Source organism: Amycolatopsis sp. VC5-11, assembly GCF_037034185.1.
Lineage (GTDB): Bacteria > Actinomycetota > Actinomycetes > Mycobacteriales > Pseudonocardiaceae > Amycolatopsis > Amycolatopsis nivea.
This window is the reverse complement of record NZ_JBAGKF010000017.1, coordinates 92,972-107,078: the sequence shown is the minus strand read 5'-3', so window position 1 is coordinate 107,078 and position 14,107 is coordinate 92,972. Positions and strand designations below refer to the sequence as shown.

General features: G+C 66.7%; 20 protein-coding genes, 1 tRNA gene and 1 pseudogene. 14 read left to right on the top strand and 8 right to left on the bottom strand.

Annotated elements, in window-relative coordinates:
* Window positions 1–12 precede the first annotated feature (12 nt).
* On the top strand, window positions 13–882 hold the full coding sequence (locus tag WA670_RS35770; protein WP_336160662.1) for an SDR family oxidoreductase: 870 nt from the start codon (window positions 13–15) through the stop codon (window positions 880–882).
* Here the strand turns inward: WA670_RS35770 and WA670_RS35765 are convergent.
* Complete coding sequence (locus WA670_RS35765) at window positions 803–2,146, bottom strand: MFS transporter (RefSeq protein ID WP_336160660.1); 1,344 nt, start codon at window positions 2,144–2,146, stop codon at window positions 803–805. The genes WA670_RS35770 and WA670_RS35765 overlap by 80 nt on opposite strands.
* 102 nt (window positions 2,147–2,248) lie before the next feature.
* Between WA670_RS35765 and WA670_RS35760 the strand changes: the two genes are divergently transcribed.
* Window positions 2,249–3,202, top strand: coding sequence for an Lrp/AsnC family transcriptional regulator (locus tag WA670_RS35760; RefSeq protein WP_336160659.1), 954 nt, complete (start codon window positions 2,249–2,251; stop codon window positions 3,200–3,202).
* Here the strand turns inward: WA670_RS35760 and wzt are convergent.
* Window positions 3,199–3,945, bottom strand: a complete 747-nt coding sequence (gene wzt / locus WA670_RS35755) for a galactan export ABC transporter ATP-binding subunit Wzt/RfbE (RefSeq protein WP_037811079.1) — start codon at window positions 3,943–3,945, stop codon at window positions 3,199–3,201. The genes WA670_RS35760 and wzt overlap by 4 nt on opposite strands.
* Window positions 3,946–4,016: 71 nt before the next feature.
* Between wzt and WA670_RS35750 the strand changes: the two genes are divergently transcribed.
* The 4 genes from WA670_RS35750 to WA670_RS35735 all read left to right on the top strand — a co-directional run bounded on the left by WA670_RS35750 (window position 4,017) and on the right by WA670_RS35735 (window position 5,935).
* Entirely contained in the window at window positions 4,017–4,637 is a 621-nt protein-coding gene (locus WA670_RS35750; protein ID WP_336160657.1) for a TetR/AcrR family transcriptional regulator, read from the top strand.
* Between the two features lie 16 nt (window positions 4,638–4,653).
* Window positions 4,654–4,726, top strand: a tRNA-Arg gene (locus tag WA670_RS35745).
* 338 nt (window positions 4,727–5,064) lie between these two features.
* The gene (locus WA670_RS35740) at window positions 5,065–5,574 is read left to right on the top strand and encodes a hypothetical protein (RefSeq protein ID WP_134665210.1); all 510 of its coding nucleotides are present in this window, start codon (window positions 5,065–5,067) and stop codon (window positions 5,572–5,574) included.
* A gap of 115 nt (window positions 5,575–5,689) precedes the next feature.
* Window positions 5,690–5,935: a hypothetical protein gene (locus tag WA670_RS35735; protein WP_167754140.1), complete on the top strand. Its 246-nt coding sequence runs from the start codon at window positions 5,690–5,692 to the stop codon at window positions 5,933–5,935.
* Between the two features lie 72 nt (window positions 5,936–6,007).
* Here WA670_RS35735 and WA670_RS35730 read toward each other — a convergent pair whose 3' ends face one another.
* Entirely contained in the window at window positions 6,008–6,877 is an 870-nt protein-coding gene (locus WA670_RS35730) for an IS3 family transposase (protein WP_081684799.1), read from the bottom strand.
* Between the two features lie 189 nt (window positions 6,878–7,066).
* Here WA670_RS35730 and WA670_RS35725 point away from each other — a divergent pair, with 189 nt between their 5' ends.
* The 6 genes and pseudogenes from WA670_RS35725 to WA670_RS35700 all read left to right on the top strand — a co-directional run.
* Window positions 7,067–7,447 (top strand): hypothetical protein, encoded by a 381-nt coding sequence (locus WA670_RS35725; RefSeq protein WP_037811083.1) that lies wholly within the window; start codon window positions 7,067–7,069, stop codon window positions 7,445–7,447.
* A 309-nt stretch (window positions 7,448–7,756) separates the two neighbouring features.
* A complete protein-coding gene (locus WA670_RS35720) occupies window positions 7,757–8,065 on the top strand; it encodes a type VII secretion target (RefSeq protein ID WP_037811085.1) in 309 nt (102 codons plus the stop codon).
* Entirely contained in the window at window positions 8,065–9,720 is a 1,656-nt protein-coding gene (locus WA670_RS35715) for an alpha/beta hydrolase (RefSeq protein ID WP_037811087.1), read from the top strand. The genes WA670_RS35720 and WA670_RS35715 overlap by 1 nt, the downstream gene beginning before the upstream one ends.
* On the top strand, window positions 9,717–10,238 hold the full coding sequence (locus WA670_RS35710; RefSeq protein ID WP_200864272.1) for a hypothetical protein: 522 nt from the start codon (window positions 9,717–9,719) through the stop codon (window positions 10,236–10,238). The genes WA670_RS35715 and WA670_RS35710 overlap by 4 nt, the downstream gene beginning before the upstream one ends.
* Before the next feature lie 118 nt (window positions 10,239–10,356).
* A complete protein-coding gene (locus WA670_RS35705) occupies window positions 10,357–10,518 on the top strand; it encodes an LppA family lipoprotein (RefSeq protein ID WP_336160652.1) in 162 nt (53 codons plus the stop codon).
* Window positions 10,519–10,548: 30 nt separating this feature from the next.
* Window positions 10,549–10,845: pseudogene (locus tag WA670_RS35700) on the top strand (LppA family lipoprotein); the annotation flags it as partial.
* A gap of 84 nt (window positions 10,846–10,929) precedes the next feature.
* On the opposite strand, the gene WA670_RS35695 reads toward WA670_RS35700, so the two are convergent.
* The 3 genes from WA670_RS35695 to WA670_RS35685 form a co-directional block, all read right to left on the bottom strand.
* Window positions 10,930–11,151 (bottom strand): hypothetical protein, encoded by a 222-nt coding sequence (locus WA670_RS35695; protein WP_037811091.1) that lies wholly within the window; start codon window positions 11,149–11,151, stop codon window positions 10,930–10,932.
* On the bottom strand, window positions 11,148–11,519 hold the full coding sequence (locus WA670_RS35690) for a hypothetical protein (protein WP_134729296.1): 372 nt from the start codon (window positions 11,517–11,519) through the stop codon (window positions 11,148–11,150). Before WA670_RS35690 ends, WA670_RS35695 begins: the two co-directional genes overlap by 4 nt.
* A gap of 108 nt (window positions 11,520–11,627) precedes the next feature.
* Window positions 11,628–11,993: a hypothetical protein gene (locus WA670_RS35685; protein ID WP_051728826.1), complete on the bottom strand. Its 366-nt coding sequence runs from the start codon at window positions 11,991–11,993 to the stop codon at window positions 11,628–11,630.
* A 277-nt stretch (window positions 11,994–12,270) separates the two neighbouring features.
* Here WA670_RS35685 and WA670_RS35680 point away from each other — a divergent pair, with 277 nt between their 5' ends.
* Window positions 12,271–12,441 (top strand): hypothetical protein, encoded by a 171-nt coding sequence (locus WA670_RS35680; protein WP_158691397.1) that lies wholly within the window; start codon window positions 12,271–12,273, stop codon window positions 12,439–12,441.
* A 269-nt stretch (window positions 12,442–12,710) separates the two neighbouring features.
* On the opposite strand, the gene WA670_RS35675 is transcribed toward WA670_RS35680, so the two are convergent.
* On the bottom strand, window positions 12,711–12,920 hold the full coding sequence (locus WA670_RS35675) for a hypothetical protein (RefSeq protein ID WP_158714459.1): 210 nt from the start codon (window positions 12,918–12,920) through the stop codon (window positions 12,711–12,713).
* Between the two features lie 106 nt (window positions 12,921–13,026).
* Here WA670_RS35675 and WA670_RS35670 point away from each other — a divergent pair, with 106 nt between their 5' ends.
* Window positions 13,027–13,422, top strand: a complete 396-nt coding sequence (locus WA670_RS35670; RefSeq protein WP_051171969.1) for a hypothetical protein — start codon at window positions 13,027–13,029, stop codon at window positions 13,420–13,422.
* Between the two features lie 64 nt (window positions 13,423–13,486).
* On the opposite strand, the gene WA670_RS35665 is transcribed toward WA670_RS35670, so the two are convergent.
* On the bottom strand, window positions 13,487–14,071 hold the full coding sequence (locus WA670_RS35665; RefSeq protein ID WP_037811096.1) for a TetR/AcrR family transcriptional regulator: 585 nt from the start codon (window positions 14,069–14,071) through the stop codon (window positions 13,487–13,489).
* Between the last annotated feature and the right edge of the window lie 36 nt (window positions 14,072–14,107).

The window sequence follows — 14,107 nt, the reverse complement described above, 5'->3', positions numbered from 1 at the left end:
AAGGCGGAGCGCATGATCCTGGTGACGGGTGCGAGCGGCAACGTGGGATCGGCGCTGGTCAAGCAGTTGCGCGAGGCCGATGTTCCGTTCCGGGCCGCGTACCATTCCGCGGAGAAGGCGCAGAAGGCCGCCGCGGACGGAATCGACGCGGTCACCGTCGAAATGTCCGATCCGGCCAGCGTGCAACCGGCGCTGGCCGGGGTGTCGAAGGTTTTCCTGCTGGGCGCGATGAGCCCCGGACAGACCGGCAACGAGTCCAATGTGGTCGAAGCCGCCGTGTCCGCCGGGGTCTCGCACGTGGTGAAACAGTCGCTGTGGCGGGCGGACGAGGAACTCACCCCGATTGCCCGGCTGCACCGTCCGGTCGAGCGGATGCTGGAAACCTCGCCGCTGTCCTGGACCTTCCTCCGGGCGAACTTCTATCTCCAGGCGTTCTCGGGAAACTGGGCCGGAACCATCCGGTCGGGGAATTTCTTCGCCAGCCCGCTGATCCGCGGTCCGATCGCCTTCGTGGACGCCGAAGACATTGCCCGCGTAGCGTTTCGGGCACTGACCGAGGACGGTCGCGCAGGCAAAGCGTACGCGCTCAGCGGTCCCGAAGCGCTGACGTATGACGAGGCCGCGGCAGTGCTGTCCGAAGTGCTCGGCCGTCCGATCACGTACCGCGGAATGTCGAACGAGCAAGCACTTTCCGCGCTGGCCGAAGCCGGCATGTCCTCGTTCCACGCCAAGGCGCTGGTCGAGGTGTGCAATACGTACCTGGACGGCGGCGCGGAAACCGTGACGTCCACAGTCGAGGACATCACCGGCCAGCGGCCACGGAACTTCCGCGAGTTCGCGACGGCGCACCGGCATTGTTTCGAGGCAGCACAAGGCAGCTGAGCACGGCGGCGACGAGACTGAGCCCGGCGGTGACCAGGAAGACGTCGCCGAGGTCGGCGGCGTAAACCAGCCCGAGCACGGCGACGCCGAGCGTCTGGCCGAGCTGCCGGAACGTAGCCATGGCACCGGACGCCATCCCCGCGCGGTCCCCAGGAACCGCGCTGAGAATCGCGGTGCTGCCCGCAGGTCCGGCGATCCCCATCCCAGCGCCGGTCACGATCAGCCCGGGCAGCAGGCTGAGCCACGTCGAATCGCGGTCGAGCAGCATCCACTCCAGGCCGCAGCCCGCAGCCGCCAGCAGGGCCCCGAGCCCGAGCACGATGCCCGGCGAAACCGCGTGCAGCCGCTTGCCGATCAGGATCGAGGCGAGAAAAGACGTTGCCGCCAACGGAATCAGCGCAAGCCCAGCCTCGGTCGGGCTGAGGTGTACCGCGGTTTGCAGCCAGATCGACACGTAAACCAGGCAGGCGAATACGAAAGAACTCGCGACAACCACGACCAGCACTGTCACGAATGATGCCCGGCGGAACAGTGCGAGATCGAGCATCGGGTGCTTCACTCGTCGCTCGACCACAACGAAACCTGTCAACGCCACGGCCGCGAGAGCGAACACCGGCCACGCATGCTGGATCAACGCGTAGATCACCGCACCCGAACCGACTCCGAAAGCCAGCATGCCACCGAAGTCGATCCGGGTGCCAGCCGGTCGTTTCGGTGCCTCGGCCAGATACTTCCGGGTCAGCAGCAGAGTCAGCACGCTCAACGGCAAATTGAGAAAGAATATCGCCTGCCACCCCGCCCACTGCGTCAAAACGCCACCGAGAAACGGGCCCGCCGCACCAGCGCCACCGAGCACCGCCGTCCACGTCCCGAACGCGGCACCTCGCTCCTTGCCCGCGTAATTGGCTCCCAGCAACGACATCGCAGCCACCATCATCGCCGCGCCGCCGATCCCTTGCACCGCCCGCGCGCCAATCAGCACGCCGACATTCGGTGAGAGCGCGCATCCCAGCGACGCCACCGCGAACAACGCGACCGAACCGACGAACACCCGACGCTGTCCTACGATGTCGCCGATCGCGCCCGCACTCAACGCGAGAACGGCGAGCACCAAGGTGTAGCTGTTGACCACCCATTGCAGGCTGGCCAGCGACGCTCCCAGCCCGCGCGCCATCTCCGGCAACGCAACCGTCACCACGGTGGTGTCGAGGATCAACATGAACGACCCGAGGCAGATCGCCGCCAACGGCCCCCATTTGCGCATCACAGCTCCCTTTCTCATTCCCTGAAGAGTGCTCACGCTGTCGGCGTGCCTCAAGCAAACTGGCCTTTGGTGGCGGATCCCGTCATCAACTACCGTGGAGTGATGAAACCCGTCACGCTGGACTCCGTGGACCGCCAGCTGATCCACGCGCTGGATCTCGACGGCCGCGCCGCTTTCGCGCGGATCGCCGACGTGCTCGGCGTTTCGGAGAACACCATCGGCAGGCGCTACCGGCGGTTGCGACAGGCCGGGGTGCTCCGGGTAGTAGGCGCGGTCGCGAGCGCGAGACTCGGGTACGCACTGTGGACGGTCCGATTCGCCTGCGCGCCCGCGTCCGGCCTCCCGATCGCGACGGCGCTCGCCAAGCGCCCGGATACGTTTTGGGTCCATTTGCTGTCCGGCGGCACGGAAATCGCGTGCACGACACAGTCGTCCATTGTGGATGAACCCGACGTGCTGCTGCTGGACAAACTCCCGCGGAGCAGCCGGATCACGTCCGTGTCCGCACACCAGATGTTGCACGGGTTCACGCGCCTAGGCCGATGGTCGGCCTTGTCCGACGAGCAGATCGCCGCGCTGCAAGTCCCGGTCGACTCCGCCGAGGAGACCACCTTCGACGACGCCGACCGGCAGTTAGTGCAAGTCCTGGCCGACGACGGCCGCGCCAGCTACGGCGAACTGGCCGCCGCGTCGGGCCTGTCCGAGTCGACCGTGAAGCGCCGGATCGAAACCCTCCGCCGAGCCGGGGTGCTGTCGTATCAGCTGGACATTTCCCTGCGCGCCTTGGGCTGTCAGGCAGAAGCGCGACTGTGGATGATCGTCCGCCCCTCAGCCGTCACCTCGGTGGCAAGTGCCTTGGCGGAACACGAAGAGGTGCAATTCGCCGCAGTCACCACCGGCCCGGCGAACCTGGTCGCCGCGATCGCCTGCCGCAACGCGACGCACCTGTACGAATACCTAACCGAACGCGTCGGAGCGCTCGACGGGATCCAGCAAATGGAAACCGCCCCCGTGGTCCGCACGGTGAAGCGCAGTGGATCGTTGCTGCCGCTCTAAACCGCGGCCTTCCCGCTGTAAGCACTCAGCACCTCGGACAGCGAACCGTGCTGCTTCACGTGCCCCTCGTCCATCCACAACGCGGTATCGCAAAACTCCGCGAGCAGTTCGTCGGAATGATTCGCGAACACCAGGATCCCGGACCGCCGCACCAGGTCCTTGAGCCGATCGCGCGCCTTGGCGAGAAACGCCGCGTCGACCGCGCCGAGCCCCTCGTCGAGCAGCAGGATCTCCGGATCGATCGTGGTCACCACCCCGAGCGCGAGCCGCACCCGCATCCCGGCCGAGTAGGTGCGCAACGGCAGTTCGAGATAGTCGCCGAGCTCAGTGAACTCCGCGATGTCATCGACCCGTTTCGTCATCTGCCGCCGGCTCATCCCGAGAAAGAGCCCCTGGATCAGGATGTTCTCGCGTCCGGACACCTCCGGATCCAGCCCAACCCCCAGATCGAACACCGGCGCGACCCGCCCCACGACCTTCAGTGCGCCGCGCGTCGGCTCGTAAATCCCGGACAGCAACCGCAGCAACGTGGATTTGCCGGCCCCGTTGTGCCCCACCAGCCCGACCCGATCGCCCTCGCCAAGCCGGAACGACACGTCCCGCAACGCCTCGATCACCGGCACCCTTGCCCCGTCGGCGATGGTCCCGCCGACCTTCCCGAGCACCCGCTTCTTCAACGACCGGGTCTTGGCGTCGAAGATCGGAAAGTCGACGTAGGCGTTGCGCACCTCGATGCTGACCATGGCTCCCCCTCCTAGATGCGAACGGGAATTATCATTCGCATATCCGCGACGCTACCAGTAACGTGCCGCGAGTGAGCGAGACCAGCGAGGGCTTCCGCCCGCCGCAACAAGCCCGCAGCCGCGCCGCGCTGCAGAGACTCCTGACCGCAGCCGAACAAGTCCTGGCCGAGCAGGGCCTGGAGTCGTTTACTGTCGCCGCGGTGGCCTCGCAGGCAGGCATGTCGGTCGGCACGATCTACCGCCGCTTCGACGGCAAGGAACAGCTGCTGCACGCCGTGAAGGACCGCTTGCTGACCCAGCTGGAAACCAGCGTCCGAGACGCCCTCCGCTCAGCGCCCCCGGACCTGCGCTCGATCTTCACCGCCTTCGTGGCAGCCCTGGCACAGACCTTCGAAGAACACGACGGGATCTTCCCGGAACTACTGGACGCCCAACGCTCCGACGGCCGAGACCGCGGCCTGGCCGCCCTGTCCGCGATCCAAGACGCCCTGCTGGAAGCCCTGCCGCTGTCCTCGGCCGACGTCGAGAACCTGAAAATGGCCGCCAGAACGATCATCGGCGCATGCGTCCACCGCGCCGCGACCAGCAGATTCTGGCCAGACGACCGCCCGTGGGAGACATGGGCGGAGGAAGCGGCGGAGATGGCACTGGCGTACCTGACTTCACCGCCCACGGGCCCCGCTAGGATGTAGCCAGCAGCACGCGACGGCCCTCGTAGCTCAGGGGATAGAGCACGGCTCTCCTAAAGCCGGTGTCGCAGGTTCGAATCCTGCCGGGGGCACACATCCGCAGGTCAGATCCTATTTCGATCAAGAAGGTTCGAACCGGGAAGCCTCAAGAGTCAGAAAACTGTCTGAATTCAGCGCGTGACGGTTCGGCCCCCGACCGTACCTCTCCGCACACGGTCCGCACCTCCCGCGGCTTCCCGCGTAACAGGTCCGCTTCGCTCTGCGATCCCCTTTGCCGGACCATGACGAGGGGGACACCGTGGGGGACGACTCCGACAGACCGAGATGCTTCACCTCGCGATCGATCGGGGCGCTGCTGGCAACCCTGGTCGTTGCATTCGGTCTGACCAGCTTCGCGCCACCGGTCGACCCGGTCGCACGGTCGGCCGGGTTGAGGCCGACCGATCGCAAAGCGCCGACGTGCGACCAGGCCACGGTGATGAACCGGCGGCTCGACGAGCTCGGTCGCGGCGGCTTCACCTGGACGATCGCCGAGCCGCCCGACAATCTGTGGGGCGTGGTCGACCTGCACGGCACGATGCAGGTGCGCATTTCCCCGCGGGTTCCGTGCTCGCACATGATCGACGTGATCAACCACGAGTGGGTTCATACGCGGCAATACGCCAAGTACGGCGACCGCACCATGCAAGCCTACGGCGACGTGCTGGAACCGGTCGCCGACTGCGGCTCGCGACTGCTCGGCTCGGCGTACACGCCGTACCTCGACCAGCGGGGGGACTGGCTGCACCGAGTACGAGGTGGCGTCCGCGCGGTCACTGCTCGCCGCCAACCGACCGGGTTAGCTCTGGTCAGAGCCGAACGCCTGCCCATCGCGCGAACCCAGCCGGAGTCGCGGTGGTGCGCCGCTCGGAAGCGGCGAGCGCCCGCACCGTCTCGGTGACCGATGGGTGGTGACGGGTCGCGTTCGGTGCGACTTCCCTGGCCGCGTTCAACTTTGCGAGAGTGCGCTCTCGGTCACCATGGAGCATCCATGCGCGCGCCATGTCGATGTGGTGGTGCCCGACCCGTTCCGGTCGACGCGGGTCCGTAACTTCGACGGCGGAGGCACGCCGGACGGCTTCGGTGCCGTTGTAGTTCTCGACCGGCTTCGCGCACCAGTGAACGACGATGTTCGTCGTGCTGGCGTCGACGCCGTAGTACGGGACCGCGGGCGGCTGGAACTCGTCCGCGAACGCGCGTACCTCGCCCAGATAGTCGTCGGCCTCGACCGGGTCGCCGGCACGAGCGGCGAGGATCGCTGAGCGCAGGTCCAGTTGGATTGCCACTGACCGACTGGGGCTGACCCGTTTTGACGGACAGGGTCGTTGAGGCGGTCAGGCTATCCGGTGGGTGGGTTCGTAGGTGTTGGGGCTGAGGTAGCCGAGGCTGGAGTGCAGTCGGCGGGTGTTGTACCAGCCTTCGATGTAGCCGAAGATCGCTTTGTGCGCGGCAACCCGGGTAGGCCAGCCGCGCCGGTCGAGCAATTCCGCTTTGATGGTAGCGAAAAACGATTCGGCGACGGCGTTGGGCCAGCACTGTCCCTTGCGCCCCACCGACAAACGCGCGCCGTGCTCGTCGGCGAGGGCACCGAACTGGGCAGGCGTGTATTGACAGCCGCGATCGAAGTGGAAGATCACCCCGGGTTCCGGTCGGCGCTGGGCAACGGCGTTGTTGAGCGCGTCGGCGATCAGGTCGGTGCGCAGGTGATCGGCGGTGGCCCAGCCGACAACGCGGCGGGAACCGAGGTCGATCACCGTGGCCAGATACAGCCAGCCTTCCCAGGTGCGGATGTAGGTGATATCGCCGCACCAGCGAGTGTTGATATCGCTTGTGCTGCAGGAGAAGTCCCGCTTGATCAGATCGGCCGGAGTGTGCGCGCCCGGGTCGGGGACGGTGGTGGTGCGCCACGGTTTCGGAGCTCGTCCGGCGCGGCCGGCGGCGCGCAGGAGCCGGGCGATGCGCTTGCGGGAGTGCCGCCGCCCGCGGTGGCGCAGTTCGGCGTGCAGCCGGGGCGTTCCGTAGGTGCCGTTCGACTCGTCGTGGATCGCGGCGACCACCACGCCGACGACGAATGTGGGATCAATCCCCTGTTCCTCTTCTCCGACTGGCTGCGCCGAGCGCCGGGCTTCGCTCGCATTGGTCCGCCGCGCCGTCCAATCCGGATACGACTCGCCTGCAAAGCCTGCGGCGCGACCGCCAAGCACACGGACCACCGATGCGGCGAGTGCGGCGAAAGCTTCCGTTTGGACATCTAGACAGCCCGGCACCGCGGCGGTGATCCCTCGACACGCTGCGGCACCGGGTGCGCCCCCACCGGACGGGGTGCGGGGGACGGTGGTCTATCCCGAAGACCACCGCCCCCATCCAACAGACTGCGATGACAGGAACACCGGATGGAAACGCCGGACGAGGCGCGCGCGAAACGGATCAAGCGAAACCGCCGGATGATCGAATCCTGGCGAGCCGGTGAGTCGGTCACCGAGATCGCTCGGGAGCACGGGCTGTCGCTGAGCTGGACCGGGCGATTGCTGCGGCAGGAAGGGGCCGTGCTGCCGCCCATCCGACAGGGTGTGAAGCGCACCGACCTCGACATCGAACAGAACATTCTCGACTACGAAGGCGGCGCATCCATACAGGCAGTCACCGACGCACACAGTACGTGCTATGCCACGATCCGTCGGCTCCTGAAGAAACACAAGGAGACGATTCGCCCGCACGGCGGCCAGAACGCCATCGAGCTCTCGCCCCTGCTAACCCTTCGATCCCGCACATAACCACGACCCCATGCCGCACGTCCGCATGCTTCCCTCTCGCAGGCGCGTGGCGGGGCGGTTCCGTTGTCCGGTGAAATGTGCCGGTCGAGCGACGCGCATGGCGGCGATCTAGCGTTCACGAGTCCTTGGGCGCTGCACATCAGGTCGTGCCACGCGTCGCTTCTCCTCCTCCTGAGTAGTTCTATCTAGCTGCGCCTAGATAGGCCTTCGCGTGTTCGCTGGCGAGCCCCCCGTTTGAGGGGTAGACACCGTTGATCTCCGAGCCCCGGTGCCCGTAACGTGACTCTCGGTTACGGGAAGGGGAGGCCGATGGGGTTCACGAGTGTGCCCGCTGCGTTGAGAGCGGCGGGGCGGTCCGCAGGGGAGAAAACGGCCGGTCTGCGCGGCGCGGATTGCGCCGGTCTGGTCGGGCGGGTCTCGGCTGCGGTGCGGGGCGGGAAGGCCGCGGCGGCGGCCGGGGGCTGCCAAGAAGCGTTGTCGTCGACCTTCGCGCAGTGGTGTGCACAGGCGCAGCGGTTCGGCGAGAATCTTGGTGCAGCAGCCGACCGGTACGAGAAGGGCGACCACAGCGCGGCCGGGGTGTTCCCCGTCGCTCCGACGATGCGGGGGCCGCGCTGATGGTGTCACTGGCCGATGTGCGCGCCTGGAACCCGAACGTGCTGGACGAGGTTTGCTCGGCCGTGCGGGCGAAGGTGCAGGTTCTGGTCAGCGAGGGCGGCGACTACGGCAAACTGCTCCCGGTGGACGGCTGGAGCGGTCCCGCCGCCGAGGGCGCGGCCGCCCAGCACAAGACCCACATGCAGGGCCTGGACACCTACGCCGCCGGAGTCGCCGCGATCGGCAAAGCCGTCGGGCAGGCCGCCGACGCGATCCTCGCGCTGCAGGCCGCGATCAAGAACGCCGACGAGCTGGCCCGCAAATACGGGTTCGCGATCACCGCCGACGGCGCGATCGTCTGCGTCTACGCAGGCGACCCGCCACCGGAACTGCACCCGCAGGACCGGGCACGAGCACAACAGCAACTGGCCGACGACGTCGCGCAGATCCTGCGCACCGCCGAAGACATCGACAGCGACCTCGCCGCCGTCCTGGACAAAGCAGCCGCCGGCCAGTTCGGCACCGGCAACGAATCCACCGTCGCCGCCGCGGCCGCCGACGGATTAAACGCTCCTGGCCTCACCGCGCCCGAACCTCCGCCCAACGCGACGCCATCGCAAGCCTCGGCGTGGTGGGCCACCCTCTCCCCGGCCGAGCGGGACATCCTGATCCGCGACCGCCCCGGCCGGATCGGCGCGATAGACGGACTGCCCGCCGTCGACCGCGACCGCGCGAACCGGGCCGTGCTCGACCGCGACTACGCCGATCTGCAACGGCAGCGCGACGACATCCGCCACCGGCTCGACGGGGTGAAACGCAGCGATCCGCAGCAACAGAAGGAGTACTACGCGCTGGAAAAGCAACTCGACGAGCTCAACGGCAAGATCGCCGGAATGGACCAGATCAAACACCGGCTCGACCAGGCCCTGCCCGGTCAGCCGCCCGCCTACCTGCTTGGCATCAACCCCGCGAACTCCGGGCAGGCGATCGTCGCCATCGGCGATCCCGACCACGCCGCCAACGTCGCCACCTACGTCCCCGGCACCACTGCCGGGCTCAACGACGGCATGCACACCGACATCGAACGCTCCGACGCCATGGCAGCCAAAGCCACGCAGTTGGGTTCCCCGTCCACGTCGGTGATCACGTGGGTGGGGTACGACGCGCCGCAAAGCGTCCTCCCGGACGCGGCCAGCACGAGCTTCGCCGACAAAGCCGAACCCGCGCTGCGCGGTTTTCAGGACGGGCTCGGGGCCGCGCACCACGGGCCGGTGAACACCACCGTCATCGGACACAGCTACGGCACCACCGTCGTCGGCCAAACCGCCCGAGACCTCGGCCTGCCCGCCAACAACCTCGTCATGGTCGCCAGCCCCGGAGTCGGCGTCGACCACGCCAATCAGCTCCACCTCGACGGAACTCCTCAAAACCAAGTCGGCCAGCACATCTACTCCACCGCCTCCACTACCGACCCCATCCCCGCACTCACCAACCTCGACTTCTCCCCGCTCGACGGAATCGACCCCCTCGGACCCGCCCCCACCACCCCCTGGTTCGGCGGGCAGACCTTCGATTCTGACACCGGAAACCCCGCCACCTCCCACAGCGACTACTGGAACAAAGACTCTTCCTCACTCAAGTCGATAGGCAAGGTAATTGCCGGAAGCAAACCATGACTCGTAACTATCAAAAAAAACCTGTGCAGCCGATGAGGCTCGCAACGCTTGCCGCCGTCTTGATCGCAATGACCGCCTGCGGAGGTGCCCCCATGCAGCCAACCCTCACGTCCGAACAGGCCAAGCAGGCGGCGGCGGACGCCGTTCACGCTGCCGCGTCGATCTCCTTCCCTGTCGGGTACAAGCTGACCGAAATCGTATTTCCCGCAGAGTCCTGCACTGACTCGTCGGACAAAGAAACCGGTCAAGTCAGGGTCGGCGTCACCTACTGGGTAGACGGCCCGGACCGCGCGCAAAATAGTTCCTACTACGAAAAGCTAAAAAAGTGGTGGACGGACAACGGCTGGACAATCGAAACCGACACCTGGCAGGGCGACCAATTCGCCAACGCCCATAACGGTGACGGCTACGTCATGAGCCTGACTGGCACGGTGACGGGAACGGTCCTGGGGCGCCTGAGCATCGGAGCTAGTTCGCCGTGCGTCTGGCCCAACGGGACGCCCGAGCCCAAGTCCTGAGACCCGGATGAGCCGTCGACTGGATCAGCCAAGGTCAGCAGTCCTGCTCATTGCCGGGCTGTTCGCTGCAGTCCTGACTGCGTGCAGGGTCGAGAAATCGCCCTTCCCAGGAGACAACGTGGACCGAGACCCCGCAGAAGTCTGGGCCGCACTGATGCGCCTGCCCGACACCGACCAAGCCCGCCAGCAATACCAGCAACTCGACACCGAACTCCGCCAAGCCCTCACCGCCGCCATCCCCAAACTGACGCCCTGGACGCCGCTTGGCAACGGCTCGTGAGCAGCGTGCGGCGCACGATTCCCCGGCGTCGGCAACGACGGCGAACAGGCAAGCCTGGGCGACCACGGGGTGACCGGGAACCTGCCGGACGCGGACTACGAGAAAGCCCTCACCATCATCGGGACCATCGCCCAGCGCTACGGATTCGACCTGCGTCCCCAGCGTCTGCACGACGCGCCCGGATCACACGACGCCGTCTTCCATAACCGGACCGATGAAGGAGCGATCTCCTTCGGCACCGCGCTCAACACCAGCCTTGGCCTCGACCTTGGCTGTCGCCTCTTCCCTGCGGCCAAGCAACGTGGCACCCCGTCGGCCACGCCCTAGCCGGGCGCACCGACCCGCCATCTGCTCAGTTTCGCCCCGCCGCGCTTCCCCCTCGGTTGCGCGGCGAGGCGGTTCCATGCCCGGTTAGTCCTGGTCGAGCTTGGCGACCGGCACGACAGGGCGGCGGACGAGCACGCTGCTCACGACGGACAGGATCGTGCCGACCGCGGACACGATCACGTTGATGGTCTGGTCCGGGATGACCCACCACCCGATGGCGACGACGGCGACGAGGACCAGGCGCACGGCCTCGGCGATGCTCGCGGGCTCGGTGCCGGCGCGGCTCGGCTGATCCGGGGCGGTCACTGCGCGACCGCCGGTTTCGTGCCGAGCCGAGCGGCGGGCTTGTCCACGATCTCGTCGGCCTGCTCGGCGTTGTCCTCGCCGAGCACTGCCACGACGTCGGCGCGCAGCTGCGCGCGGAAATCGTCGAGGCCCGCGCCGACGGCCTTTGGCGACCATGGGCAGGATCGACGGCATCGGGTTGCCGTCCGGCGCCGCGATGTAGTTCGACGCGAAGAAGAGCATCCGTACACGTTGGCGAGCATGTCGTTGAGCGGCTTGGCGTTTGAGCGCGGGGCGATGCCGTCCGCGTTGTTCGGCCCGATCTCAAGCGAAAGCGGGCTAAGCCAGGAATGTAGCTCGGCCAGCTGCCGGGTTCGGGTAGCGTCCATGTCGGGAGCCTCCGTGCTGATGAGTTGAGCGTTGGCGTAGGACTGGTTCCAGCCGACGGCTCCGGCCGAGCCGGGGAGTGCGCCGTCGTCGCGGTACTGATGGATGTCTTAGTGGCCGGTGTATTGCACGCCGTTCCTTGGGGTCTCCGGTTTGAGCCCGTATCGGGCGACCCAGACGACCGGGACTTCCGGCCAGAGATCCGGCCGGGTCGCCGGCTCCAGCGACGCGTTCATGTAGACCGCCGGCCGGACGCCGAGCTGGCGCATCTGCGAGCAGTACGCGCGGCCGTCGTCCTTGTCCGCAGCGTTCGACCAGATGTGAATCTTCGGGTCGCTCTCGATGTCGCAGCCGGGCGCGACCCCGGTCCAGCCGAGCCGCTTGCACTCCGCCCACAGCACGCGGGCTTCGGCGGCACCGTCGCTGGGCTGGGCGTAGACGTAGCCGCCGAACGGGATGCCGAGACGGCGGAACAACGCGGCGTGCGCGTCCGCAGTTCAAACCCGGCCGTCGGCTTTCTTGCTGCAGACGCGCGCCATCGGCCCTCTTGAGCCAGCCGTATTCCAAGCCGGCAGCGCGGTGACTCCGCGTTGAGCGCGTCTGCGTCACCGGCGGCGTTGCCGCTCATCAACCACGCGGGCTGGAAGTCGAGGCCGTCGACCTGCCACGACTGGCCCGCGCGCGCCTACGCGCAGGAGACCCACTCGGGTTTGCTGGCCGAGTTCGCCGGGCGCATCCACCGTCGGTACGCACATGGCCGATCAGGGCGGCCGGGTCGAGGAGGCGGCCAGCCAGCTGGGCAACACCAAGGAGATGGTCGAGAAGCGCTACTGGCGCATGCAGGTGACGAACGAGCGGGCCGCGGCTCTGCTGGAGACGTTGCTCGACGCCGAGCCGAAGATCGGCGAGTCGAGGGGCCATTAGTGTCAGTAAACCATCAGAATTCAACTCGATACAACGATGTCCGACTGAGACTCTGCGGGACAGATTCCGTTACGACAAAACACAAATGGAGCTAACATGGGCGTGATTCTGCGACAGCCGGTGTCGTAGGTTCGAATCCTGCCGGGGGCACAAAACATGGTGATCGGCATGCCCTCTGGCTCGCGACAAGCCCTTCCTTTCAGTTGGACAAGAGCGGCCGCTTCTCTGCTGTGAGGTCCATTCTCTTCGCGGTGCGAATCAATGATTGCTCACAGCTGCCGGAGCTCCTTCAGGATGTGGAGCACGAGCTTGACGGTCACCACAAAAGCGCCTGCCCCAGCGGTCAGCACGACTTCCGTTCGGGTGCCCACTGCGGCCGCCACGATTCCGGCCACCAGGCAGGCGATCACTCCAGTGAGCACTGCGACCAGGACAAGCAGAGTCCGCTGGCGGGACGACATCGCACGAGGCTTGGTCATGGGGTAGGAGCCCTTCACTCATCGGACAGCGGCTTCGGACTGTCGCCGCTTGCGCAACCCAGTAGAGCACACTACTATCTTCTCAGCAATCAGAGAGGACTGAGAATTGAAAAAACTGGATCTTGTGGACAGCGACTACGACCGAGTCATGCTGCTCGCACGTGCGTGGCAGGTCTCAGGCGGTGAGGCGGTGCGACGTCTGCTCGACCATTTCGTCCGTGAGGTCGGAACGCCCGCCGCCGCTGGGCAGGAACCTGCTGATGACGGCGTGTCCATCTACGCCGACTACGGAGGCGAGCGCATCGAGGCGCTCTACCACAAAGCTACTAAGCGAGTCGACATTACGAGCGGCGTGCTCGCTGGGTGCTCGTACAAGAGCCCGAGCGGTGCGGCGATGGGGGTTGTCCAAGCACTCAACCCCAATGTGCACAACAACCGCAACGGATGGTCGTTCTGGTTCATCGCCGAGAACGGGGAAGCGCTGCAAACAATTCGGCCGTAGCCGGCCGCGTTCGAGTCTCTCTGCGGCGTGGCCCGCTCGTGCAGCACTGCTTGACCGGCGCGGGTTAAACGAAAAGCTGATCCAGATACCGATCGATCGCCACGCGCGCGGCGCGAGGATCGATCACGTCCAGCTCAAGCAGCGGCGTCAATCCAGTCAACGCGAGGACAAGATTCGTCTCGACGGCCGGGTCCCGATCCTCGGCGATGTGCCCGTCCGCGATGGCTTGCCGGATCATCTGTTCGACGAGTGCTCGTTTCTCGCGCAAGTCGTCGCGCAGCTTCGCGTGCAACTCAGGGTCGTGCAGGGCTTCGAGGACGTACGCGGCGCTCATCCGGCTGGTCGCGCGGGCGTCGGGGTGCAGCGGCAGCATCTCGGTGAGTGTCACCCGCAGCACCTCGCGGGGGTGCGTGACGTCCACGAGCCCCTCGGCGACCCGGTGCGACGTCTGCTCCGCGGCGAACTCCATCGCGAACGTGAGCATCGCCGTCCGGGTCGAGAAGTAGTGCTGAACCTGCCCGAGCGACGCGTCCGCCTCCCGGGCGACCTCGCGCATGGTCGCGCGGTTCCAGCCTTGCTGCGCCACCACCCGCCACAACGCGCGCGCGATCGCTTCCCGGCGCTCGCGGTGGTCGACCTTCTTCGGCACGGCAGCCCTTTCCCTCGTTCCAATACAAGTGACATA

Excerpts from the sequence above, each read along its gene's own strand:
- WA670_RS35770 (WP_336160662.1), top strand. The coding sequence starts at position 13 with ATGATCCTGGTGACGGGTGCGAGCGGCAACGTGGGATCGGCGCTGGTC.
- WA670_RS35765 (WP_336160660.1), bottom strand. The coding sequence starts at position 2,146 with ATGCGCAAATGGGGGCCGTTGGCGGCGATCTGCCTCGGGTCGTTCATG.
- WA670_RS35760 (WP_336160659.1), top strand. The coding sequence starts at position 2,249 with ATGAAACCCGTCACGCTGGACTCCGTGGACCGCCAGCTGATCCACGCG.
- wzt (WP_037811079.1), bottom strand. The coding sequence starts at position 3,945 with ATGGTCAGCATCGAGGTGCGCAACGCCTACGTCGACTTTCCGATCTTC.
- WA670_RS35725 (WP_037811083.1), top strand. The coding sequence starts at position 7,067 with ATGGAAACGCCGGACGAGGCGCGCGCGAAACGGATCAAGCGAAACCGC.
- WA670_RS35720 (WP_037811085.1), top strand. The coding sequence starts at position 7,757 with ATGGGGTTCACGAGTGTGCCCGCTGCGTTGAGAGCGGCGGGGCGGTCC.
- WA670_RS35715 (WP_037811087.1), top strand. The coding sequence starts at position 8,065 with ATGGTGTCACTGGCCGATGTGCGCGCCTGGAACCCGAACGTGCTGGAC.
- WA670_RS35710 (WP_200864272.1), top strand. The coding sequence starts at position 9,717 with ATGACTCGTAACTATCAAAAAAAACCTGTGCAGCCGATGAGGCTCGCA.
- WA670_RS35690 (WP_134729296.1), bottom strand. The coding sequence starts at position 11,519 with ATGGACGCTACCCGAACCCGGCAGCTGGCCGAGCTACATTCCTGGCTT.
- WA670_RS35680 (WP_158691397.1), top strand. The coding sequence starts at position 12,271 with ATGGCCGATCAGGGCGGCCGGGTCGAGGAGGCGGCCAGCCAGCTGGGC.
- WA670_RS35675 (WP_158714459.1), bottom strand. The coding sequence starts at position 12,920 with ATGACCAAGCCTCGTGCGATGTCGTCCCGCCAGCGGACTCTGCTTGTC.